Source organism: Mycobacterium sp. OAE908, from assembly GCF_017872775.1.
In the GTDB taxonomy this organism is placed as follows: domain Bacteria; phylum Actinomycetota; class Actinomycetes; order Mycobacteriales; family Mycobacteriaceae; genus Mycobacterium.
In genome coordinates, this window is the sequence record NZ_JAGGJL010000001.1 from 1,151,297 (window position 1) to 1,167,090 (window position 15,794).

Below are 15,794 nucleotides of genomic sequence, written 5' to 3' on the forward strand. Positions count from 1 at the left end.
GCTAATTGACGGGGGAGAAGCTTCATGGAGGCAGGGCATGGGAGCGGCAGCGTACATCGGACGCGTCGGGGGACTGGCGGTCGCGTTGGGCGTTGGAACGGCGATCGCCACAGGACAGGGGGTCGCCGCCGCCGACGATGCGCCCGCGACCCCGCCGTCGGCTGACACGACCGACGCAGCGACGGGCGGGGCGACCGACACCAAAGCGCCGGCCACCACCACCGACATGAAGGCGTCGACCGAACCGTCGACACCGGAGCCCGACAAACCCAGCACTGCGGCGGGCACCACCACGACCACGGTCAAGGACGGCACCGTGGTGAGCGCGCAGACCAACACCGGGACGACCGCCACCACCGGCACCACGACAGAGCCGACTCAGGCCGCAGAGGCGACCACCGAGCCCACGCAAAGCGCCGAGCCCACGCAGGCACCAGCGACCGAAACACCCGAAGAAACTCCGAAGCCAAAGCCGGCCGCCGTCAAAAAGGCGTCGACCAAAACGGCCGAGGAGTCGACGACTTCGGTGGCCGCCCACACTGTCCGGTCCGTCGCCGATCCCACCGCGGCACTCGAGTCGACCGATCCGGTCGCCGTGTTCGCCGATGCACGAACGCTGGCCGCCGCGTCGCCGACCAGGATCTCGCCGATGATGGCGGCCCAAGTCACCTCCGTCGACACAACGCAGCCGGCCGTCACCACAGCACCGGAAAGTCCGCTGACCGCCGTCACCAAGCTGGTGTCGAACGTCCTGGGCTTCGTGCTGGACCCGTTGGCAGGCAACATGCCGACGACACCGGCGCAGCCCCCGCTGATCTGGAGCCTGCTCGCATTCGCGCGCAAGGAGTTCGACAACTTCTTCGCGGTGTTGGCCGGCGCAACGGCCGACACCGCCTCGCCGGTGGCGCGCCTCACCAGCCTCGCGCTTGCCTCGATCAATAACCCCATTCCGCCTCGACCTGCCTTCCCCGCTCCCGGTCAGCAACTCAGCACGTCGACGAACTTCGTCGACTGGGTCACGGGAAACTTCCTGCCCAACAACACGTCCCAGCGATTCTCGATCTGGGGCACCGACGTCGGGACGATGTGGGACAACGGTATTCCCGACGACCCGAGCACGCCGTACAACGAACACCAAATACTCATCGCCGTCGGCGACACATTCAGCGGCGCCAACATGACGGGTGACTGGCGGTCCAACACGATTCTGCGCAGCGGCGACACCTTGCTCGTCGACGGCATGTCGATCCCCGACGGAGAGTGGTTCAACGGCAACATGTTCGGCGGCGCGCCGTTGTCGAGTCCGACCACAGCACGGCAGGTCATCTTCCCCGGCAAGCTGCCCGCGGGCGTGACGCTGATCCCGACGGCGGGCATCAGCCTCCCGACGCCGGGCACTCGGTTCGGGGCCACCCAGTACATGAGCTTCATGTCGGTCAAGCAGTGGGGCAACCCGGGCTCGTGGACCACGAACTACTCCGCGATCGCCTACTCGACGGACAACGGTGAGAACTGGACCGTCGCACCGACATCCGTCCGGTACAACCAGTCGTGGAGCGGTAACAAGAACTTCCAGCAGGCGGCGTTCGTGTTGGGCAACGACGGTTACGTCTACGCGTACGGCACACCGAACGGCCGTCAGGGCGCTGCGTATGTGTCCCGCGTGCTGCCCAAGGACATCCTGGACACGACGAAGTACGAGTACTACAGCAAGGGCACGAAGAGCTGGTTCTCGAGCACGCCCGCCGGGTGGTACAAGAACGACCCCGGCAAGGCCACCCCTGTCTTCGGGAAGGAGGGCGGGGCCTGCGGCGTCGCCAGCGCGGGCAACACCGTCAGCGAAATGTCGGTGCAATACAACAAGACGCTCAACAAGTATGTCGTCCTCTACGGCGACCAGTTCAACAACATCGTGATCCGCACCTCGGACAGTCCGCAAGGCGCGTGGTCAACCGCGAAAACCATTCTGACGCAGCAGAACGGCGGCATTTACGCGCCGATGATGCATCCGTGGTCGCCGTCCACGATGGGTACGGGAACCGACCTGTATTGGAACCTGTCGCTGTGGTCGCAGTACAACGTGATGTTGATGCGCACCGACCTGACGAAGGTGTAGCCCAATGCTGAGAACGACGCTCGCCATCGGGGTGCTGGCGGCCGCGCTGGGCGCACTGCCCGTCGCGTCCGCCGAACCGCCTGCGCCACAGGCCGGTACGGCGTGCACGTCCGACCTGGCCGGCGTGATGACCTGGCCCGCAGATGAACTGACACCCCTGGTGTGCGTCGATGGACAGTGGCAGGCCCTCACAGCACCGCAACCACCCAACGACCGGTGGTTGAGCGTCGGGCCGACGATCACGTTGCACGGCCAGGGGCTACGCAACCCCGACGTCGCATCGGGTCAATGGACCGCCACCCCGCTGGAACCCGGCAGCCGATGCCGAGCCGAGCAACAGACGGTCGTCAGCCCCGGCGTCAAGAGCGCACCGCTGGTCTCCGAAGGCGAACCAGGACAACCACTTTCGCTTCAGTTGCTGCCCAGTCTGTTCTCGGTGGAACTGAGCGGGCACTGCCTGTGGACCCGAAGCCCCGGTTGAGCCGGCGCGCCCTACTCGGCAAACGAGATGGTGGTGTCGCTGCAGTTGGTCGCCTGACGCCCAGCGGGAAAAGTCTTCGGGTCTGCGCCCACGATGACGGCCTGCCGGTAGTACGCACGGGTGGCATCGGCTGAACATTCGAACGCCGCGTTCAACACACGGAAGGTGGCGGGATCGGCGCCGTCGATCACCTTGCCCATCCAGTAGATGCGGGTGGCGTCGCGGGCATACGGCCCGTCGAGCGGACGAAATGAGGCCGCGTCGGCGGCCACTACCGCATCGGTGAAGTAGAAGACTCGGTGAGCGTCTTGCGCGTATGCGCCTGCCAGCACACGGAATGTCGCGGGATCCGCCTCGGCGATCGGGTTGCCGTTGACGTGGACGCTTCGCCCGTCTTTCGTGAACAGGTAATGATCGTCGCTGGAGATGACCGCGAAATGCGTTGGATCGTTGGACAACACCCGACCGTCGGTCCAGTACACGGCGGCGCTGTCCTTCGACAGTCCGCCGTCGAGGAACTCGAAGTGCACCGGGTCCTCGCTGATCGGCCGGTCCAGTTGGTAGACGTGGCTGCGGTCCTTGGCGAAGCTGCTGCGGCTCAGCACGTCGAAGCTGGCTGCATCAGCGCCCGCGATCGGGTGGCCGTTGAAATACGCGTTGGTCTTGTCTTTTGCATAAGTGGTGTCAAACGCCTTGAACGACAGGGGGTCTGCGTCCGGGATTTCGAACGCCTTACCCGGGAACGCGACCAGGTAGTACACCTTGTCGCCGCGGACGTGGTAGCCGGCGCCGTCGAACAGCGAGTTGGGCGCCTTGTTGTCGCTGCAGGCCGGCAACAACACCACCGCGACGAGGCACAGGGCCGCGATCGATCTGCGCATGCGACGATCGAAGCACCTAATTCAGCGGCGCATTGAGAATCGGGCGCTTCTCGTAGGCGCCGCTGGTGTCGAAATGCCACCACTCGCCCTGGTAGACCGTCAGTCCGCCTGCGCTCATCGCGTCGCGCAGTCGGGCGCGGTTGGCCTGCGCGGCCGCGCTGACGCCGTCGGTCGCGTAGGCCAGTGCGCGCGGAGTGAAGTCGTCGAAGTCGGTGCCCATCTCGAGAGGTCCGGCGGTGTCGGCGATCGTCACGTCGACGGATCGGCCGGTCTCGTGGCTGCGCGAGTACGGCCCCGGCTTGGCGACCCAGTTCGGGTCGGGCACCTTCTGAAACATTCGCACCTGCACATCGTGGGGCCGATAGCAGTCCCAGAACTGCAGCACTTCACCTTTGGACCGCAATACCGCAGCGGCGGCAGACAAGCCCTGCGCCATCGACTCGTGCACCAGGCAGCGGGCGTCCGCGGGGTAGAGCGGGACCCCGACGAAGTTGTCCGGCGTTGCGTATCGAAGGTCGATGATCGCGTCGGGTACTACAGTGCGCACGTCGATCAGCCCGGCCGCCCGCGCGTCGTCGGACACCGGGGGCACCGGTGGCGCGGCAAATGCGCTGACAGAAGTGCTGCCGGCGACACACAAAGTTGCCAGCACAACGACCACACGTACTCGCATGCAAACACCTCTCAAAAGCAGGTATCCGCATACGCTATCGGCCCCCTGTATGCGGTCAGACCATGTAGGCGTCCCGAAAAGAGGAGGCCAGCATGACTGCTGCGACCGTCAAGTGCCCGACCGTCTTCGAGGCCGACCTGCCAATCGTCTCCTACCAAGATGCGCCAAGCCCGCAGGCGGCGCACGAAAACCTCAAGCGAGCGCGGGAACAATCCGCGATCGGCATGGGGGCGCAGGGGCCCGAGATCCTGCGATACGAACTCGCCCACATCGCGCTGCGTGATCCGCGGATGTGCCCGCCGCCGGGGATGGGCCTGGAGACCCAGGGCATCACGTCTGGCGAGCTGTGGGATCGGGTCAGCTCGTCGCTACTGTGCATCAACGGTGAGGACCACGCTCGGCTACGCCGACTGGTGTCCAAGGCCTTCACCCCGCGCTCGGTCGCGAGACTGGACAAGACGATCACCGCCATCATCAACGAGTTGACCGACCCGCTGATGGAGCTCGGCCGCTCGGAGATCGTCGCGGACATCGCGCGCCCCTATCCGGTTCCGGTGATCTGCGAGTTGCTCGGGGCGCCACGCCAGGATTGGCAGCTGTTCTCCGCGTGGGCCGACGACTTCTTCAAGACCTTCACATGGAGGGCGGCCGAGTACGAGGCCGAGATCCTCAAGGCGTGGCGGGAACTCGACGACTACGTCGACGACATGGTGGCCGAGCGACGCACTTCGCCGACCGACGACCTGATCACCGGGCTGGTTCGGGCCGAGCACGAGGGCGACCACCTGACCATGGCCGAACTTCGCATGCTTGCCGGCGGCATTCTCATGGCAGGCACCGATACCACCCGCAACCAGGTGGCCGCTGCCATCGATGCGCTCTGCGATCATCCCGAGCAATGGGAGCTGCTCGCCGAGCATCCCGAATTGGCGATGAAGGCGGTCGAAGAGCTGATGCGCTTCTATCCCGTGACCTTCGGCGTGATGCGGATGACGACCGAAGACGTCGAGTACGAGGGTGTCGTGATCCCGGCAAACACATTCGTCTGGGTCAACACGGCCGCTGCCAACCGGGATCCATCGGTCTACGAGGATCCCGACCGTCTCGACATCACGCGCGAAGGGGCGCCGCCGATGCAGTCGTTCGGCGCTGGCGCACATTACTGCCTGGGCGCGAACCTGGCCCGGCGCGAGATGGCCGAAGCGTTGACCGTGATGGCCCGCCGCATGCGCAACCTTCGTCGCGCAGGTCCTGCGCCGTGGAAGCCGCTGGTCGGCATCAGCGGACCCGACATGCTGCCGGTGGAATTCGACGCGGCCTGACGTCGCGCTGAGCACTCGCACAGAGCGGCCGGGTCACCGGCATAGACTTAGCGACCGTGCGAGACGTGCTCGACGAACTGCTGGCGGTGTGGCATGCCGGCGGGACGGCGGGCGTCGCCACCGTCGTCCGCACCATCAAGTCCGCGCCGCGCCCGCCTGGCGCCACCATGGTGGTCTCCCCCGACGGCACCGTCGCCGGTTCGGTGTCAGGGGGTTGCGTCGAGGCCTCGGTGTACGAACTCGCCAACGAGGTCGTCGAAACCGGACGACCCGAACTGCACCGCTACGGGATATCCGACGACGACGCTTTCGCCGTTGGTCTCACGTGTGGCGGGATCATCGATATCTTCGCAGAGCCGGTGTCGCGCAACACTTTTCCGCAGTTGCAGACGATCGCTGACGATATTGCGGGCCAACGCCCGACTGCTGTTGCCACGGTGATCGCACACCCCGACCCCGCATGGCTCGGGCGCAGGTTGGTCGTCGGGCCCCAAGCGGTCACGGGATCGCTTGGGTCTGCGCGCGCCGACGACGCCGTCGCCGACGACGCCAAGGGTCTGCTTGCCGCGGGCCGAACCGCGGTGCTGTCGTATGGCCCCGACGGGCAGCGCCAGGAAGCGGGCATGGAGGTGTTCGTCGCCAGCCATGCCCCGCGGCCGCGGATGCTGATCTTCGGCGCCATCGACTTCGCGGCGGCGCTGGCCCGCCAGGGCGCGTTCCTCGGATATCGGGTCACGGTGTGCGATGCGAGGCCCGTGTTCGCGACGCAGGCCCGCTTTCCCGAAGCCGATGAGGTCATCGTCGACTGGCCCGACCGCTATCTGCGCGCGCAGGCCGAGCAGGGGGCCATCGACGGCAGAACGGCGATCTGCGTGCTGACCCACGACCCGAAGTTCGACGTGCCCGTGTTGCAGGTGGCGGTGCGACTGCCCGAGGTCGACTACATCGGCGTGATGGGGTCGCGGCGCACCCACGAAGACCGGATGAACCGGTTGCGCGAGGTCGGTCTGACCGACGCCGACCTGGACAGACTGGCCAGCCCCATCGGCCTCGACCTGGGCGCCCGCACCCCAGAAGAGACAGCCGTTTCGATCGCCGCGGAGATCATCGCGCGCCGATGGGGCGGCGGCGGACGGCCGCTGACCGAGGTCAACGGCCGAATCCACCACGATTAATTAGATGAGACAATCAGGGTGGAAATGTCGCTCTCAAATACGATAACGTGATTCCGTGACGGAGACCGTAGCTACTCGTTACGCAGGCACCCGCGTTCCTCGCGTCGAGGACAACCGGCTTCTCACCGGTCGTGGCACGTTCGTCGACGACGTCACCAGGCCGGGCATGCTGCACGCCTGCTTCGTGCGCAGCCCATTCGCCCACGCGAAACTCGGCGCCATCGACGCGACCGCGGCGCTCGCACTGCCGGGGGTCCGCGCGGTGTTGACGGCCGCTGATATCAATCCGGAGGTCAAGGAGGCGTGGCACGCGGTCGCCGGTAAGGACATCCCGGACACGCCGCGCCCGCCGCTGGCCGAGGGCGAAGTCAAGTTCGTCGGCGACCCGGTCGCGTTGGTCATCGCTGAGAGCCGCTACATCGCCGAAGATGCGGTCGAATTGGTCGAGGTGGACTACGAGCCGCTGCCTGCGATCGCCGACTTCACGCGCGCCATCGGCGCCGACGTCATAGTCCACGACGCGTATCCCGACAACGTTGCGGGCGGTATGGGCGGCGCACCCCCGGACGAAGAGACCTTCTCGTCGGCACCACACGTCGCGGAAGCGAGTGTCTACCAACAGATTTACGCGCCGGTGCCGATGGAAACCCGCGGCATGGTCGTCGAGTGGGACGCCCCTTCGGCGGAGCTGACGGTGTGGGCGTCCACCCAAACCCCCCACGAACTGCGGGCATTCGCCGCTCGACTGCTCGGCATTCCGGCGCAAGGCGTGCGAGTCATCATGCGTGACACCGGCGGTGGCTTCGGCCAAAAGGTCGTCCCGATGCGCGAGGACATGTGCATTCTGCTGGCCGCACGCAAGGTCCCTGTCGCACTGAAGTGGGTAGAGGACCGGCGCGAGAACCTGATGTCGGCCGGCCAGGCGCGCCACGTCGACGGCAAGGCCAGGATGGCATTCGACGCCGAGGGCAACATCCTCGCCGCCGACATCGACTTCCTTCAGGACGTCGGGGCGTATCCGACGCCCTACCCCGTGCTGACCACCGCTGCGATCGGGATGTTCTTCCCTGGGCCGTACCGCATACCGAAGGCGAGCTTCAACTACAAGACGGTGTTCTCGAACACCGCGGGGCTGGCGGCCTACCGGGGGCCGTGGCAGTACGAAACGCTGGCCCGCGAAGTTCTTCTCGACATCGCCGCGCGCAAGATGAACATGGATCCCGTCGAGCTACGGCGGCGCAACATCCTGCGCGGCGACGAGATGCCGTACTTCAACCCCAACGGCATGCCCTACGACCACGTCGCACCCGCCGACACCTTCGAGCAGGCCGTGAAAATACTTGACCACGAAGGGTTTCGCCGCGAACAGCGCGAAGCCCTGGACCAGGGTCGCTATATCGGGCTCGGTTTCTCGGCCTACATCGAGCCGACGGGCGCGGCCACGGGGCACCTCGCCACCGAAGGTGCGACCATCCGGATGGAGCCCACGGGCAAGATCAACGTCTACGTGAACGGCGGGTCGACCGGCAACAGCATCGAGACGACGGTCGTGCAGCTGACGGCAGACGCGCTGGGCGCCAACATCGAAGACGTCTCCACCATCCAGGGCGACACCGCTGTGACACCGTACGGTGCGGGCTCGCAGGGCAGCCGATCCGGTCCGATGACGGCGGGCGCAGTTCACGAGGCGGGCAGCATGCTGCGCAAGCAGATCGTGGCGATGGCCGCGCATCGGCTGGGTGCCGAGGAGGCCGACATCGAGCTGAGCGAATCGAAAGCCGTTGTCCGCGACGACCCGTCGAAGAGCGTCACTTTCGCCGATATCGCCTACCGGTCGTATTACGAGCCACAGCAACTCCCGCCGGGGATGGCTGCGACACTGGAGGCGACGGCGCGCTTCACGTCGCAGACCATGATCCACTGGGCGAACGCCACCCACGCGTGCACGTGTGAGGTCGACGTCGAGACCGGCCACGTCACGCTGACGCGCTACATCGTCAGCGAGGACGTCGGCGCGATGATCAACCCCAATGTGGTCGAGGGGCAGATCGCGGGCGGCACGGCGCAGGGCATCGGCGGCGCGCTCCTGGAGAACATGGCCTACGACGACGACGGAAACCCGCTGTCCTCAACGTTTGTCGACTACCTGCTGCCGACCGCCACCGAGGTGCCCCCGATCGAGTACGGCCACGTCGAGATCCCCGGCCCTGGCATCGGCGGCTACAAGGGTGTCGGCGAGGGCGGGGCCATCGGGTCTACTCCCGCGGTGATCAACGCGATCAACGACGCGCTGGCACCACTGGGCGTCACACTCACCCGTCTACCGGCCAGCCCAGCCGCGATCGTCGCACTGATCGAGGAGTCCCAATAATGGAACTGAACAACGAATTTCGGGTCGCGGTGCCTGCGGCGAAGACGTGGGAGGTGCTCACCGACGTCCAACGCGTCGCGCCGTGTCTTCCCGGCGCCACGCTGCTGACCGTCGACGGCGACGAGTTCACCGGCGCGGTGAAGGTCAAGGTCGGCCCGATCACCGTGTCCTACAAGGGAAATGCCGCGTTCCTGGAGAAGGATCCAACAGCGCATCGGGTGGTACTGAAGGCGAACGGCAAGGAGACGAGGGGCAACGGCAACGCGGCCGCCGTCGTCACGGCGCAACTCAAGGACGAAGGCGACGCCACCACCGTGGTGATCAAGACGGACCTGACCATCTCGGGCAAGGCCGCTCAGTTCGGTCGCGGCGTGCTCGGCGATGTCGCGGGCAATCTGATCGCACAATTCGCCAAGGCGCTCGAGGCCGACATCATCGGTGGAACACCGAACACCACAGCCGCGCCGACCGTCACAGCCGCGCCGACGGCCGAAACACTCACGGCGGCAAGCCAACCCGCCGCCGCGGATTCCGTCGACCTGCTCAAGGTCGTCGCGGTGCCGATGGCCAAGCGGTTCGCGCCCGCATTGGTCGCGCTGGCGGCGGGCGGGGTGATCGGTTTCCTTCTGGGTCGCCGACGTAACCGCCGCTCCGATGATCTGCTGGATGCGCTGGCACGGTTGGTGTCATGAAGGCAGCCCCATTCGCGTATCACCGGCCCGAGGGCGTCGACGAAGCCGTCGGGCTGCTTGCCGAGTACTGCGACGATGCGAAGATACTGGCGGGTGGACAGAGCCTGGTACCGATGCTCGCGATGCGCCTTACGCATTTCGACAACCTCATCGACATCTCACGCATCAGTGAGCTGGTCGGTATCGACGCGCGCGACAACGAGATTCGGATTGGCGCCGCGACGCCGCATGTATTCGTCGGGATGGACGACGAGGTCGCAGAGTCGGTGCCGCTGCTGACGTTGGCGACGCCGTACATCGGCCATTTCCAGATCCGCACCCGCGGCACGCTCGGGGGCGCGATCGCGCACGCCGATCCCGCGGCGGAGTACGCAGCGGTCGCGCTGGCGCTCGATGCGCGGATGGAAACAGTCTCGCCGCGCGGCGCACGAGACATCCCGGCCGCCGAGTTCTTCAGCGGGCTGTGGGAGAACTCCATGGCCTCCGACGAAATCCTCACCGCGGTGCGATTTCCCGTGTGGGGGTCGCGGTCGGGCTTCGCGGTTGAGGAGTTCGCGCGCAGGCACGGCGACTTCGCCATCGCCGGTGCAGCCGTCGCGGTACAGCTCGATGCGGATAATCGGGTGAGCCGCTGCGGGATAGGGCTGCTGGGTCTCGGATCGACGCCGTTGCGGGGTTCGCCTGCCGAGCAGGCCGTCGTCGGGCGCCCCGTCGACGACATCACACCCGATGACGTCGGCAGGCTGGCCGTCAGTGCATTGATCGACATCCCTGCCGATCTGCAGGGGTCGGCCGCTTATCGAGCCAAGGTCGGGGCCACCATGGTGGCGCGCGCCTGGAAGTCTGCGACAGCGGAGGCAAGCGATGCATGAGTGGCCGGTGCAGGTGTCCGTCAACGGGCAGCCGACCGAGGCGACGGTGGAACCGCGGCTGACGCTCGCTGACTACTTGCGCGAGCGGTGCGGCCTGACCGGGACGCACCTGGGGTGCGAGCACGGCGCCTGCGGGGCGTGCACGGTGTTGGTCGACGGGCAGGCGATGCGCTCCTGCCTGATGTTCGCCGTGCAGGCGGACGGCTGCGAAGTGACGACGGTCGAGGGCGTGGCGTCCGCCGACGGCGCACTGTCCCCGGTGCAGGAAGCGCTGCGGGAGTGCCACGGCCTGCAATGCGGGTTCTGCACCCCTGGGTTCGTCATGTCGATCACCGCGCTGCTGCGGGACAACCCGACACCCACTGACGAGGAAATCCGCGAAGGCCTGTCCGGGAACTTCTGCCGCTGCACGGGCTACCAGGGCATCATCAACGCAGTTCACCGCGCTGCAGAGAGTCAAGCCTGACTAACTGCCCCTGGCAGCGATACCTTTGCCGGCGTACTCTGCTGAAAGGCCGGGGACGTTACTGGGGAGACAGATGAGAAAGAAGCATTTGTTGGCGGCGATCGCGGTTGCGGTCGGCACAGCCACGGCGCTGGCGGCGCCGGCCTCCGCCGATGATCAGTTGGACCAGGCATTCCTGAAGGGCCTTCAGCAGAAGGGCATCACCGTCAAGTCGGACCAGTACGCCCTCGACCTGGCCCACTCCACGTGCGACCTGCTCAATGGCGGTGGCTCTGTCAACGACGCGCTGAACATGATCGTGAAGAAGACCAAGTGGTCGACGCAGAAATCCGCTGACTTCGGCGGCATCGCCGTCTACGCCTACTGCAAGGACAAGATTCCCGCCGGAACCGGCGGCTAGCTTCGACCAGTCACCCCGCCCGGCTTCCCACAGGAACACCCGGCATGGTGGACACCATGAAGATTGGGTTCATCGGGTTGGGCAACATGGGCGCCGGCATGGCCGCGAACCTGCTGAAGGCCGGCCACGAGGTGACGGCGTACAACCGGTCGCAGGACAAGGTTGCGGCCCTTGCGGAGCAGGGCGCCAAGCCGGCGAAGTCGGTGGCGGAGACGTGCGACGGCGACATCGTGATCACGATGCTGGCCAACGACGACGCTGTGTCAGCTGTGACGTTCGGCGACGACGGCATCCTGGCCTCGCTGAGGCCCGGCGCGACGCATGTCTCGTCGAGTACGATCAGCGTCGCGCTCTGCGAGCGGTTGACAGCCGCGCACACCGAGGCGGGCCAGGGGTTCGTCGCGGCACCGGTCTTCGGCAGGCCGGAAGCAGCCGCGGCCGCAAAGCTTTTCGTGGTCGCGGCAGGAGACGGCGATGCATTGCAATCGCTCTCACCTGTGTTCGACGCGATCGGCCAGCGCACGTTCGAGGTGTCAGACGAGCCGAAGGCAGCCAGCCTGGTGAAGTTGAGCGGCAACTTCCTGATCGCCTCGGTGATCGAATCTCTCGGGGAAGCAATGGCTTTGGTAGCCAAAGCGGGTGTCGACAAGAACGACTATCTCGAGATCCTCACCTCGACGCTGTTCGGCGCCCCGGTGTACAAGACATACGGCGGCCTGATCGCGCGCGACGAGTTCGAGCCAGCGGGATTCGCCGCAGAACTCGGCCAAAAGGACATCCGACTGGTTCTCGCGGCGGCCGAGGAACTGCAGACTCCGCTGCCGATCGCCAGCCTGCTGCGGGATCGCTTCCTGACGCTGCTCGCCAATGGTGGCGCCCACCTGGACTGGTCGGCCGTCGGCGCGCTATCCGCCTGGGAGGCAGGCGGATCGAACCCGGCGGCACGCGACCAGGGCGCCGCCCGAAGCTAGGTCGCGACGACGCCGCGCAGCCCGTCGGCGCCGAAGAGCGGTTCCAACATCGCCGAGTAGTCAGGCCCGCGCCGGACCAGCACGCCGCCGTCGACGTTGATCACCTGGCCGGTGATGTAGCTCGACGCGTCGCTGAGAAGAAACAGTGCCGCGTTCGCGATGTCTTCGACCTCGCCGGGACGGGGCAACGGTGTGATCGTCGCGTAGTCGGCGCTCAGCTCCGGTGAATCGAGAACGGGCGCAACGAGTTCGGTGCGGATCAGACCGGGCCGGATGCTGTTGACTCGCACCCACGACGCACCCAGTTCGTCGGCGGCCAACTGCATCAGATGGTCGATGCCCGCCTTGGAGACCCCGTATGCGCCGAACCACCGGTGGGTGTTGCTCGCCGCGATCGACGAGATACCGATGAACGATCCGCCACCGCCGCGGACCATCTCCCGCGCGGCGTGCTTGATCATGTACATGGTGCCGTTGATGTTCAGGTCGACGGTGCGCCGCCACGCCTCGGAGTCGATCTGCGTGATCGGTCCGATGGTCTCGCTGCCGCCCGCGCAGTGCACCACGCCCCACAGCCGTCCGGTCCACGCGGTCGCCGCCTCGACGACACGTGCCACTTCGTCCTCGCTGGTGACATCGGCCGGTTCGTACAGCACCGCCCCGGGGCCGCCTTGCGCCGTGATCTCATCGGCCGCAGCAGCCAGTTTGTCGGCGTTGCGACCGACCAGCATCGCGTTGCCGCCGGCAGCCACCACCGCGGCGGCCGTACCCTTGCCGATCCCGCTGCCACCGCCGGTGACCAGAACCGTTCGCTCCGCCAATGACAGCTGCACCGCTGCCCCCTTCGCCGCGTTACTAGAACAGGTTCTAGTTATACGTCACGGCTCGTCGCGGTGGGCGAGCTTGGGGGCACCAAGGCTGCGCCAGTCCGGTACGTCGGGCGGCAGGCCGACCGGATAGCGGTTCTCGTTGGCCGCCGCCCAGTGTGCGTGGCCGAGCTCGTGAATGTGAAATGCGTGTCGCAAGGCTTCGGTGAACCCCATCGCGTCGGCCGCCGCATTGACGGAGTCCTTCACCAGCAGCGCGGCCATGGTCGGCCGCTCAGCGATGCGCCGCGCGAACGCCAGCGTCTTGTCCTCGAGTTCTGCGCGCGGAAAAACCTTGGACACCATGCCAAGCCGATATGCTTCCTCCGCGTCAATCGAATCACCGGTCAGCAGAAGCTCTTTTGCTTTGCGCGCGCCGAATTCCCATGGATGCGCGTAATACTCAACGCCTGGCATCCCCATCCGTACGGCGACCACATCGCTGAACTTCGCATCGTCGGCGGCGACAATGAGGTCGCACGCCCAGATCAGCATCAGCGCCGCCGAGATCGCGTTGCCCTGCACCTGCGCGATGGTGATCTTGCGCAGATCACGCCAGCGCCGGGTGTTTTCGAAGAAGTAGTGCCACTCCTGTAGATACGTCCTCTCCGCAACGGCAGACCTTGTCGCGCCGTTGAGTTGGAACGTGGGATGCTGCCCCGGTCCGGGCTTGCGCTCGGCCAGTGCCTCCTCCGAACCGAGGTCGTGGCCTGCCGAGAAGTTCTTGCCGCGGGCGGCCAGGATCACCACACGCACCGTGTCGTCGGCTTCTGCGCGGCCGAAGGCCTCATCGAGCTGCACCAACAGCGTTCGCGATTGGGCGTTCTGGGCCTCGGGCCGGTTCAGCCAGATCCGCGCGATCGTGCCGTCTTCCAGCGTCTCGTAAGTCACCTGCTGGGGCGCGTCGCCGCCGATCTCCTCGGTGCTGGTCAGGTCAGGGCTTGCCACAGCGGACCACCTCGTTCGCTTAAAAACCATTGACGGCTTGCACATTACGGTGCCGGCGCAAGCGGTCGCGAAGTGGTGCCACAGCCACCTGACAGCAACTTTTCAGAATTGGCACAACCGCACCACTTTATTGACGTTGACCGGGCGTTTTCCCAGTCGGCAGCGTAAGGTCTCCGCTAGCAGATCCCCTCTGCCGCCACAACTTCGGGCGACAAACAAACAGCAAAACTACAGAAAGCGTGACGATGCCGACCTTCAAGCTTCCACTTCAACGACTGCTCCTTGCCGGCGGGTTCGCAGTCGCTATTACGGCCGCGCCTGCGGTCGCCGTCGTCGCCACGCCCACCCACGTGCCCACGATCGCGGCCTGCCCCGGCGGCGAGTCCGAGGACACGTTCACCGGTGAATGCACGCCGGATCTGGTGCCGAATTCCCCTGAGGTTGGCGTGACCTCGCCGGGTGGCCTCCCGGAGGTGGACAGCATTCCGTGCACCGGAGGCAATTCCGGCCAGTGCATTGGCTTGTCCGAAGAGGAGCAGGCAGAAGGCCCGCAGCCGGTGCCGCATTCGACCGTGAGCTCGAGCCCCTAGCGGACAATTCAGAAAAGCCGGGGCGCGCAGGTGTGCCCCGGCTTTTTGTTTGCGCCGCAGAGAGATTCCCAGCGAACACGGAGAATGTCTGCAGATTGCTTTCAGCATTCGTAGAATTCGACGATGACGAAAGATTCGATCACCACTCGACGCCTGTTGCTTGCCGGCGGATTTGCGTTCGCGGTTGCCCTCACGCCGGCCGTCGCAATCGCCGCGCATCCAACGGATTCCAGGCCGATAGCGCAATGCGACACCGGCGAAGAAGAAGACGTTTACACGGCTTCCTGCACGCCTTTCCTGGTGCCGAACTCACCCGAGGGATTCACCTCGACGGCAGCCAATCCCGACATTCCAGAAATCGAGGGCGTTCCGTGCACCGGCGGGCGCAGTTCAGGCGCGTGCATCGGCCTGGCCGAGAATGAGGCGGACGCGGGCCCTCAACCTGTGCCGCGCTCGACCATCGAAGCCAGCCCGTAAACACTGGGTGCTTGGCAAGCCGAAGGGTCGCACTCTCAGGGAACTCACGGAAGATCTGCAGGTTTCTCTCAGCTTCCATAGAATCCCCGACGAGATTGTCAATGACTACGTGAGGCGTGACGATGGCGACCCTTGAGCTTTCAGTACGACGTCTGATCCTGGCCGGCGGATTCGCGGTCGCAGTAGCGGCGGCCCCGGCCATCGCCGTCGCCACCATTCCGAGCGCCTCGGTGCCGCTGGCGCAGTGCCCGTCGGGTGAAGAGGAAGACCTGTACACCGGCACCTGCGTCCCGCACACGGTGCCGAACTCGGGGGCAGTGTTCAGCAGCATCCCCGGCAATCCGGACCTGCCATCGGTCGATGGCGTCCCCTGCACCGGCCACAACTCCGGCCAGTGCATCGGCCTGGCCGAGGAATCGGAGGACCTCGGGCCACAGCCGGTCCCGCGTTCGACCGTCAGTTCGAGCCCGTAGCGGACGGCGTCGACCCTTCC

Annotated in this window: 17 protein-coding genes; 13 read left to right on the forward strand and 4 right to left on the reverse strand. The window is 66.0% G+C overall.

What is annotated here, in order from left to right; all coding sequences use genetic code 11:
* Nucleotides 1-37 precede the first annotated feature (37 nt).
* Together J3E61_RS05540 and J3E61_RS05545 are read left to right on the forward strand one after the other, a co-directional pair.
* A complete protein-coding gene (locus tag J3E61_RS05540; RefSeq protein WP_210082889.1) occupies nt 38-2,116 on the forward strand; it encodes a DUF4185 domain-containing protein in 2,079 nt (692 codons plus the stop codon).
* 4 nt (nt 2,117-2,120) lie between these two features.
* On the forward strand, nt 2,121-2,597 hold the full coding sequence (locus J3E61_RS05545; protein WP_210082890.1) for a hypothetical protein: 477 nt from the start codon (nt 2,121-2,123) through the stop codon (nt 2,595-2,597).
* Nucleotides 2,598-2,608: 11 nt separating this feature from the next.
* Here the strand turns inward: J3E61_RS05545 and J3E61_RS05550 are convergent, their stop codons facing one another.
* A complete protein-coding gene (locus tag J3E61_RS05550) occupies nt 2,609-3,478 on the reverse strand; it encodes a DKNYY domain-containing protein (protein WP_210082891.1) in 870 nt (289 codons plus the stop codon).
* Nucleotides 3,479-3,494: 16 nt separating this feature from the next.
* Entirely contained in the window at nt 3,495-4,151 is a 657-nt protein-coding gene (locus J3E61_RS05555; RefSeq protein WP_210082892.1) for a D-alanyl-D-alanine dipeptidase, read from the reverse strand.
* A gap of 92 nt (nt 4,152-4,243) precedes the next feature.
* Here J3E61_RS05555 and J3E61_RS05560 point away from each other — a divergent pair, with 92 nt between their 5' ends.
* From J3E61_RS05560 to J3E61_RS05595, 8 genes are all read left to right on the forward strand, one after another.
* Nucleotides 4,244-5,473 carry a cytochrome P450 gene (locus tag J3E61_RS05560; protein ID WP_210082893.1) on the forward strand — a complete coding sequence of 410 codons (1,230 nt, stop codon included), beginning with the start codon at nt 4,244-4,246 and terminating at the stop codon, nt 5,471-5,473.
* Between the two features lie 56 nt (nt 5,474-5,529).
* The gene (locus tag J3E61_RS05565) at nt 5,530-6,648 is read left to right on the forward strand and encodes an XdhC family protein (protein ID WP_210082894.1); all 1,119 of its coding nucleotides are present in this window, start codon (nt 5,530-5,532) and stop codon (nt 6,646-6,648) included.
* Between the two features lie 55 nt (nt 6,649-6,703).
* A complete protein-coding gene (locus J3E61_RS05570; RefSeq protein WP_210082895.1) occupies nt 6,704-9,019 on the forward strand; it encodes a xanthine dehydrogenase family protein molybdopterin-binding subunit in 2,316 nt (771 codons plus the stop codon).
* On the forward strand, nt 9,019-9,711 hold the full coding sequence (locus J3E61_RS05575) for an SRPBCC family protein (protein WP_210082896.1): 693 nt from the start codon (nt 9,019-9,021) through the stop codon (nt 9,709-9,711). Before J3E61_RS05570 ends, J3E61_RS05575 begins: the two co-directional genes overlap by 1 nt.
* The gene (locus J3E61_RS05580; protein WP_210082897.1) at nt 9,708-10,583 is read left to right on the forward strand and encodes an FAD binding domain-containing protein; all 876 of its coding nucleotides are present in this window, start codon (nt 9,708-9,710) and stop codon (nt 10,581-10,583) included. Before J3E61_RS05575 ends, J3E61_RS05580 begins: the two co-directional genes overlap by 4 nt.
* Complete coding sequence (locus J3E61_RS05585) at nt 10,576-11,049, forward strand: 2Fe-2S iron-sulfur cluster binding domain-containing protein (protein ID WP_192724280.1); 474 nt, start codon at nt 10,576-10,578, stop codon at nt 11,047-11,049. The genes J3E61_RS05580 and J3E61_RS05585 overlap by 8 nt, the downstream gene beginning before the upstream one ends.
* Before the next feature lie 73 nt (nt 11,050-11,122).
* A complete protein-coding gene (locus J3E61_RS05590) occupies nt 11,123-11,449 on the forward strand; it encodes a DUF732 domain-containing protein (RefSeq protein ID WP_192724281.1) in 327 nt (108 codons plus the stop codon).
* Between the two features lie 56 nt (nt 11,450-11,505).
* Entirely contained in the window at nt 11,506-12,420 is a 915-nt protein-coding gene (locus J3E61_RS05595; protein WP_210082898.1) for an NAD(P)-dependent oxidoreductase, read from the forward strand.
* Here the strand turns inward: J3E61_RS05595 and J3E61_RS05600 are convergent.
* A complete protein-coding gene (locus J3E61_RS05600) occupies nt 12,417-13,253 on the reverse strand; it encodes an SDR family oxidoreductase (RefSeq protein ID WP_210082899.1) in 837 nt (278 codons plus the stop codon). The two genes, J3E61_RS05595 and J3E61_RS05600, sit on opposite strands and share 4 nt — an antisense overlap.
* 45 nt (nt 13,254-13,298) lie before the next feature.
* Nucleotides 13,299-14,234: an enoyl-CoA hydratase gene (locus J3E61_RS05605; RefSeq protein WP_210082900.1), complete on the reverse strand. Its 936-nt coding sequence runs from the start codon at nt 14,232-14,234 to the stop codon at nt 13,299-13,301.
* 245 nt (nt 14,235-14,479) lie between these two features.
* Here J3E61_RS05605 and J3E61_RS05610 point away from each other — a divergent pair, with 245 nt between their 5' ends.
* The 3 genes from J3E61_RS05610 (at nt 14,480) to J3E61_RS05620 (ending at nt 15,774) form a co-directional block, all read left to right on the forward strand.
* Nucleotides 14,480-14,824: an intersectin-EH binding protein Ibp1 gene (locus J3E61_RS05610; protein WP_192725193.1), complete on the forward strand. Its 345-nt coding sequence runs from the start codon at nt 14,480-14,482 to the stop codon at nt 14,822-14,824.
* A 123-nt stretch (nt 14,825-14,947) separates the two neighbouring features.
* A complete protein-coding gene (locus J3E61_RS05615; protein WP_192724285.1) occupies nt 14,948-15,301 on the forward strand; it encodes an intersectin-EH binding protein Ibp1 in 354 nt (117 codons plus the stop codon).
* A gap of 122 nt (nt 15,302-15,423) precedes the next feature.
* A complete protein-coding gene (locus tag J3E61_RS05620; RefSeq protein WP_210082901.1) occupies nt 15,424-15,774 on the forward strand; it encodes an intersectin-EH binding protein Ibp1 in 351 nt (116 codons plus the stop codon).
* The last annotated feature ends 20 nt before the right edge of the window (nt 15,775-15,794 follow it).

Excerpts from the sequence above, each read along its gene's own strand:
- J3E61_RS05580 (WP_210082897.1), top strand. The coding sequence starts at position 9,708 with ATGAAGGCAGCCCCATTCGCGTATCACCGGCCCGAGGGCGTCGACGAA.
- J3E61_RS05575 (WP_210082896.1), top strand. The coding sequence starts at position 9,019 with ATGGAACTGAACAACGAATTTCGGGTCGCGGTGCCTGCGGCGAAGACG.
- J3E61_RS05545 (WP_210082890.1), top strand. The coding sequence starts at position 2,121 with ATGCTGAGAACGACGCTCGCCATCGGGGTGCTGGCGGCCGCGCTGGGC.
- J3E61_RS05585 (WP_192724280.1), top strand. The coding sequence starts at position 10,576 with ATGCATGAGTGGCCGGTGCAGGTGTCCGTCAACGGGCAGCCGACCGAG.
- J3E61_RS05550 (WP_210082891.1), bottom strand. The coding sequence starts at position 3,478 with ATGCGCAGATCGATCGCGGCCCTGTGCCTCGTCGCGGTGGTGTTGTTG.
- J3E61_RS05590 (WP_192724281.1), top strand. The coding sequence starts at position 11,123 with ATGAGAAAGAAGCATTTGTTGGCGGCGATCGCGGTTGCGGTCGGCACA.
- J3E61_RS05560 (WP_210082893.1), top strand. The coding sequence starts at position 4,244 with ATGACTGCTGCGACCGTCAAGTGCCCGACCGTCTTCGAGGCCGACCTG.
- J3E61_RS05540 (WP_210082889.1), top strand. The coding sequence starts at position 38 with ATGGGAGCGGCAGCGTACATCGGACGCGTCGGGGGACTGGCGGTCGCG.
- J3E61_RS05610 (WP_192725193.1), top strand. The coding sequence starts at position 14,480 with ATGCCGACCTTCAAGCTTCCACTTCAACGACTGCTCCTTGCCGGCGGG.
- J3E61_RS05555 (WP_210082892.1), bottom strand. The coding sequence starts at position 4,151 with ATGCGAGTACGTGTGGTCGTTGTGCTGGCAACTTTGTGTGTCGCCGGC.
- J3E61_RS05615 (WP_192724285.1), top strand. The coding sequence starts at position 14,948 with ATGACGAAAGATTCGATCACCACTCGACGCCTGTTGCTTGCCGGCGGA.
- J3E61_RS05595 (WP_210082898.1), top strand. The coding sequence starts at position 11,506 with ATGAAGATTGGGTTCATCGGGTTGGGCAACATGGGCGCCGGCATGGCC.
- J3E61_RS05620 (WP_210082901.1), top strand. The coding sequence starts at position 15,424 with ATGGCGACCCTTGAGCTTTCAGTACGACGTCTGATCCTGGCCGGCGGA.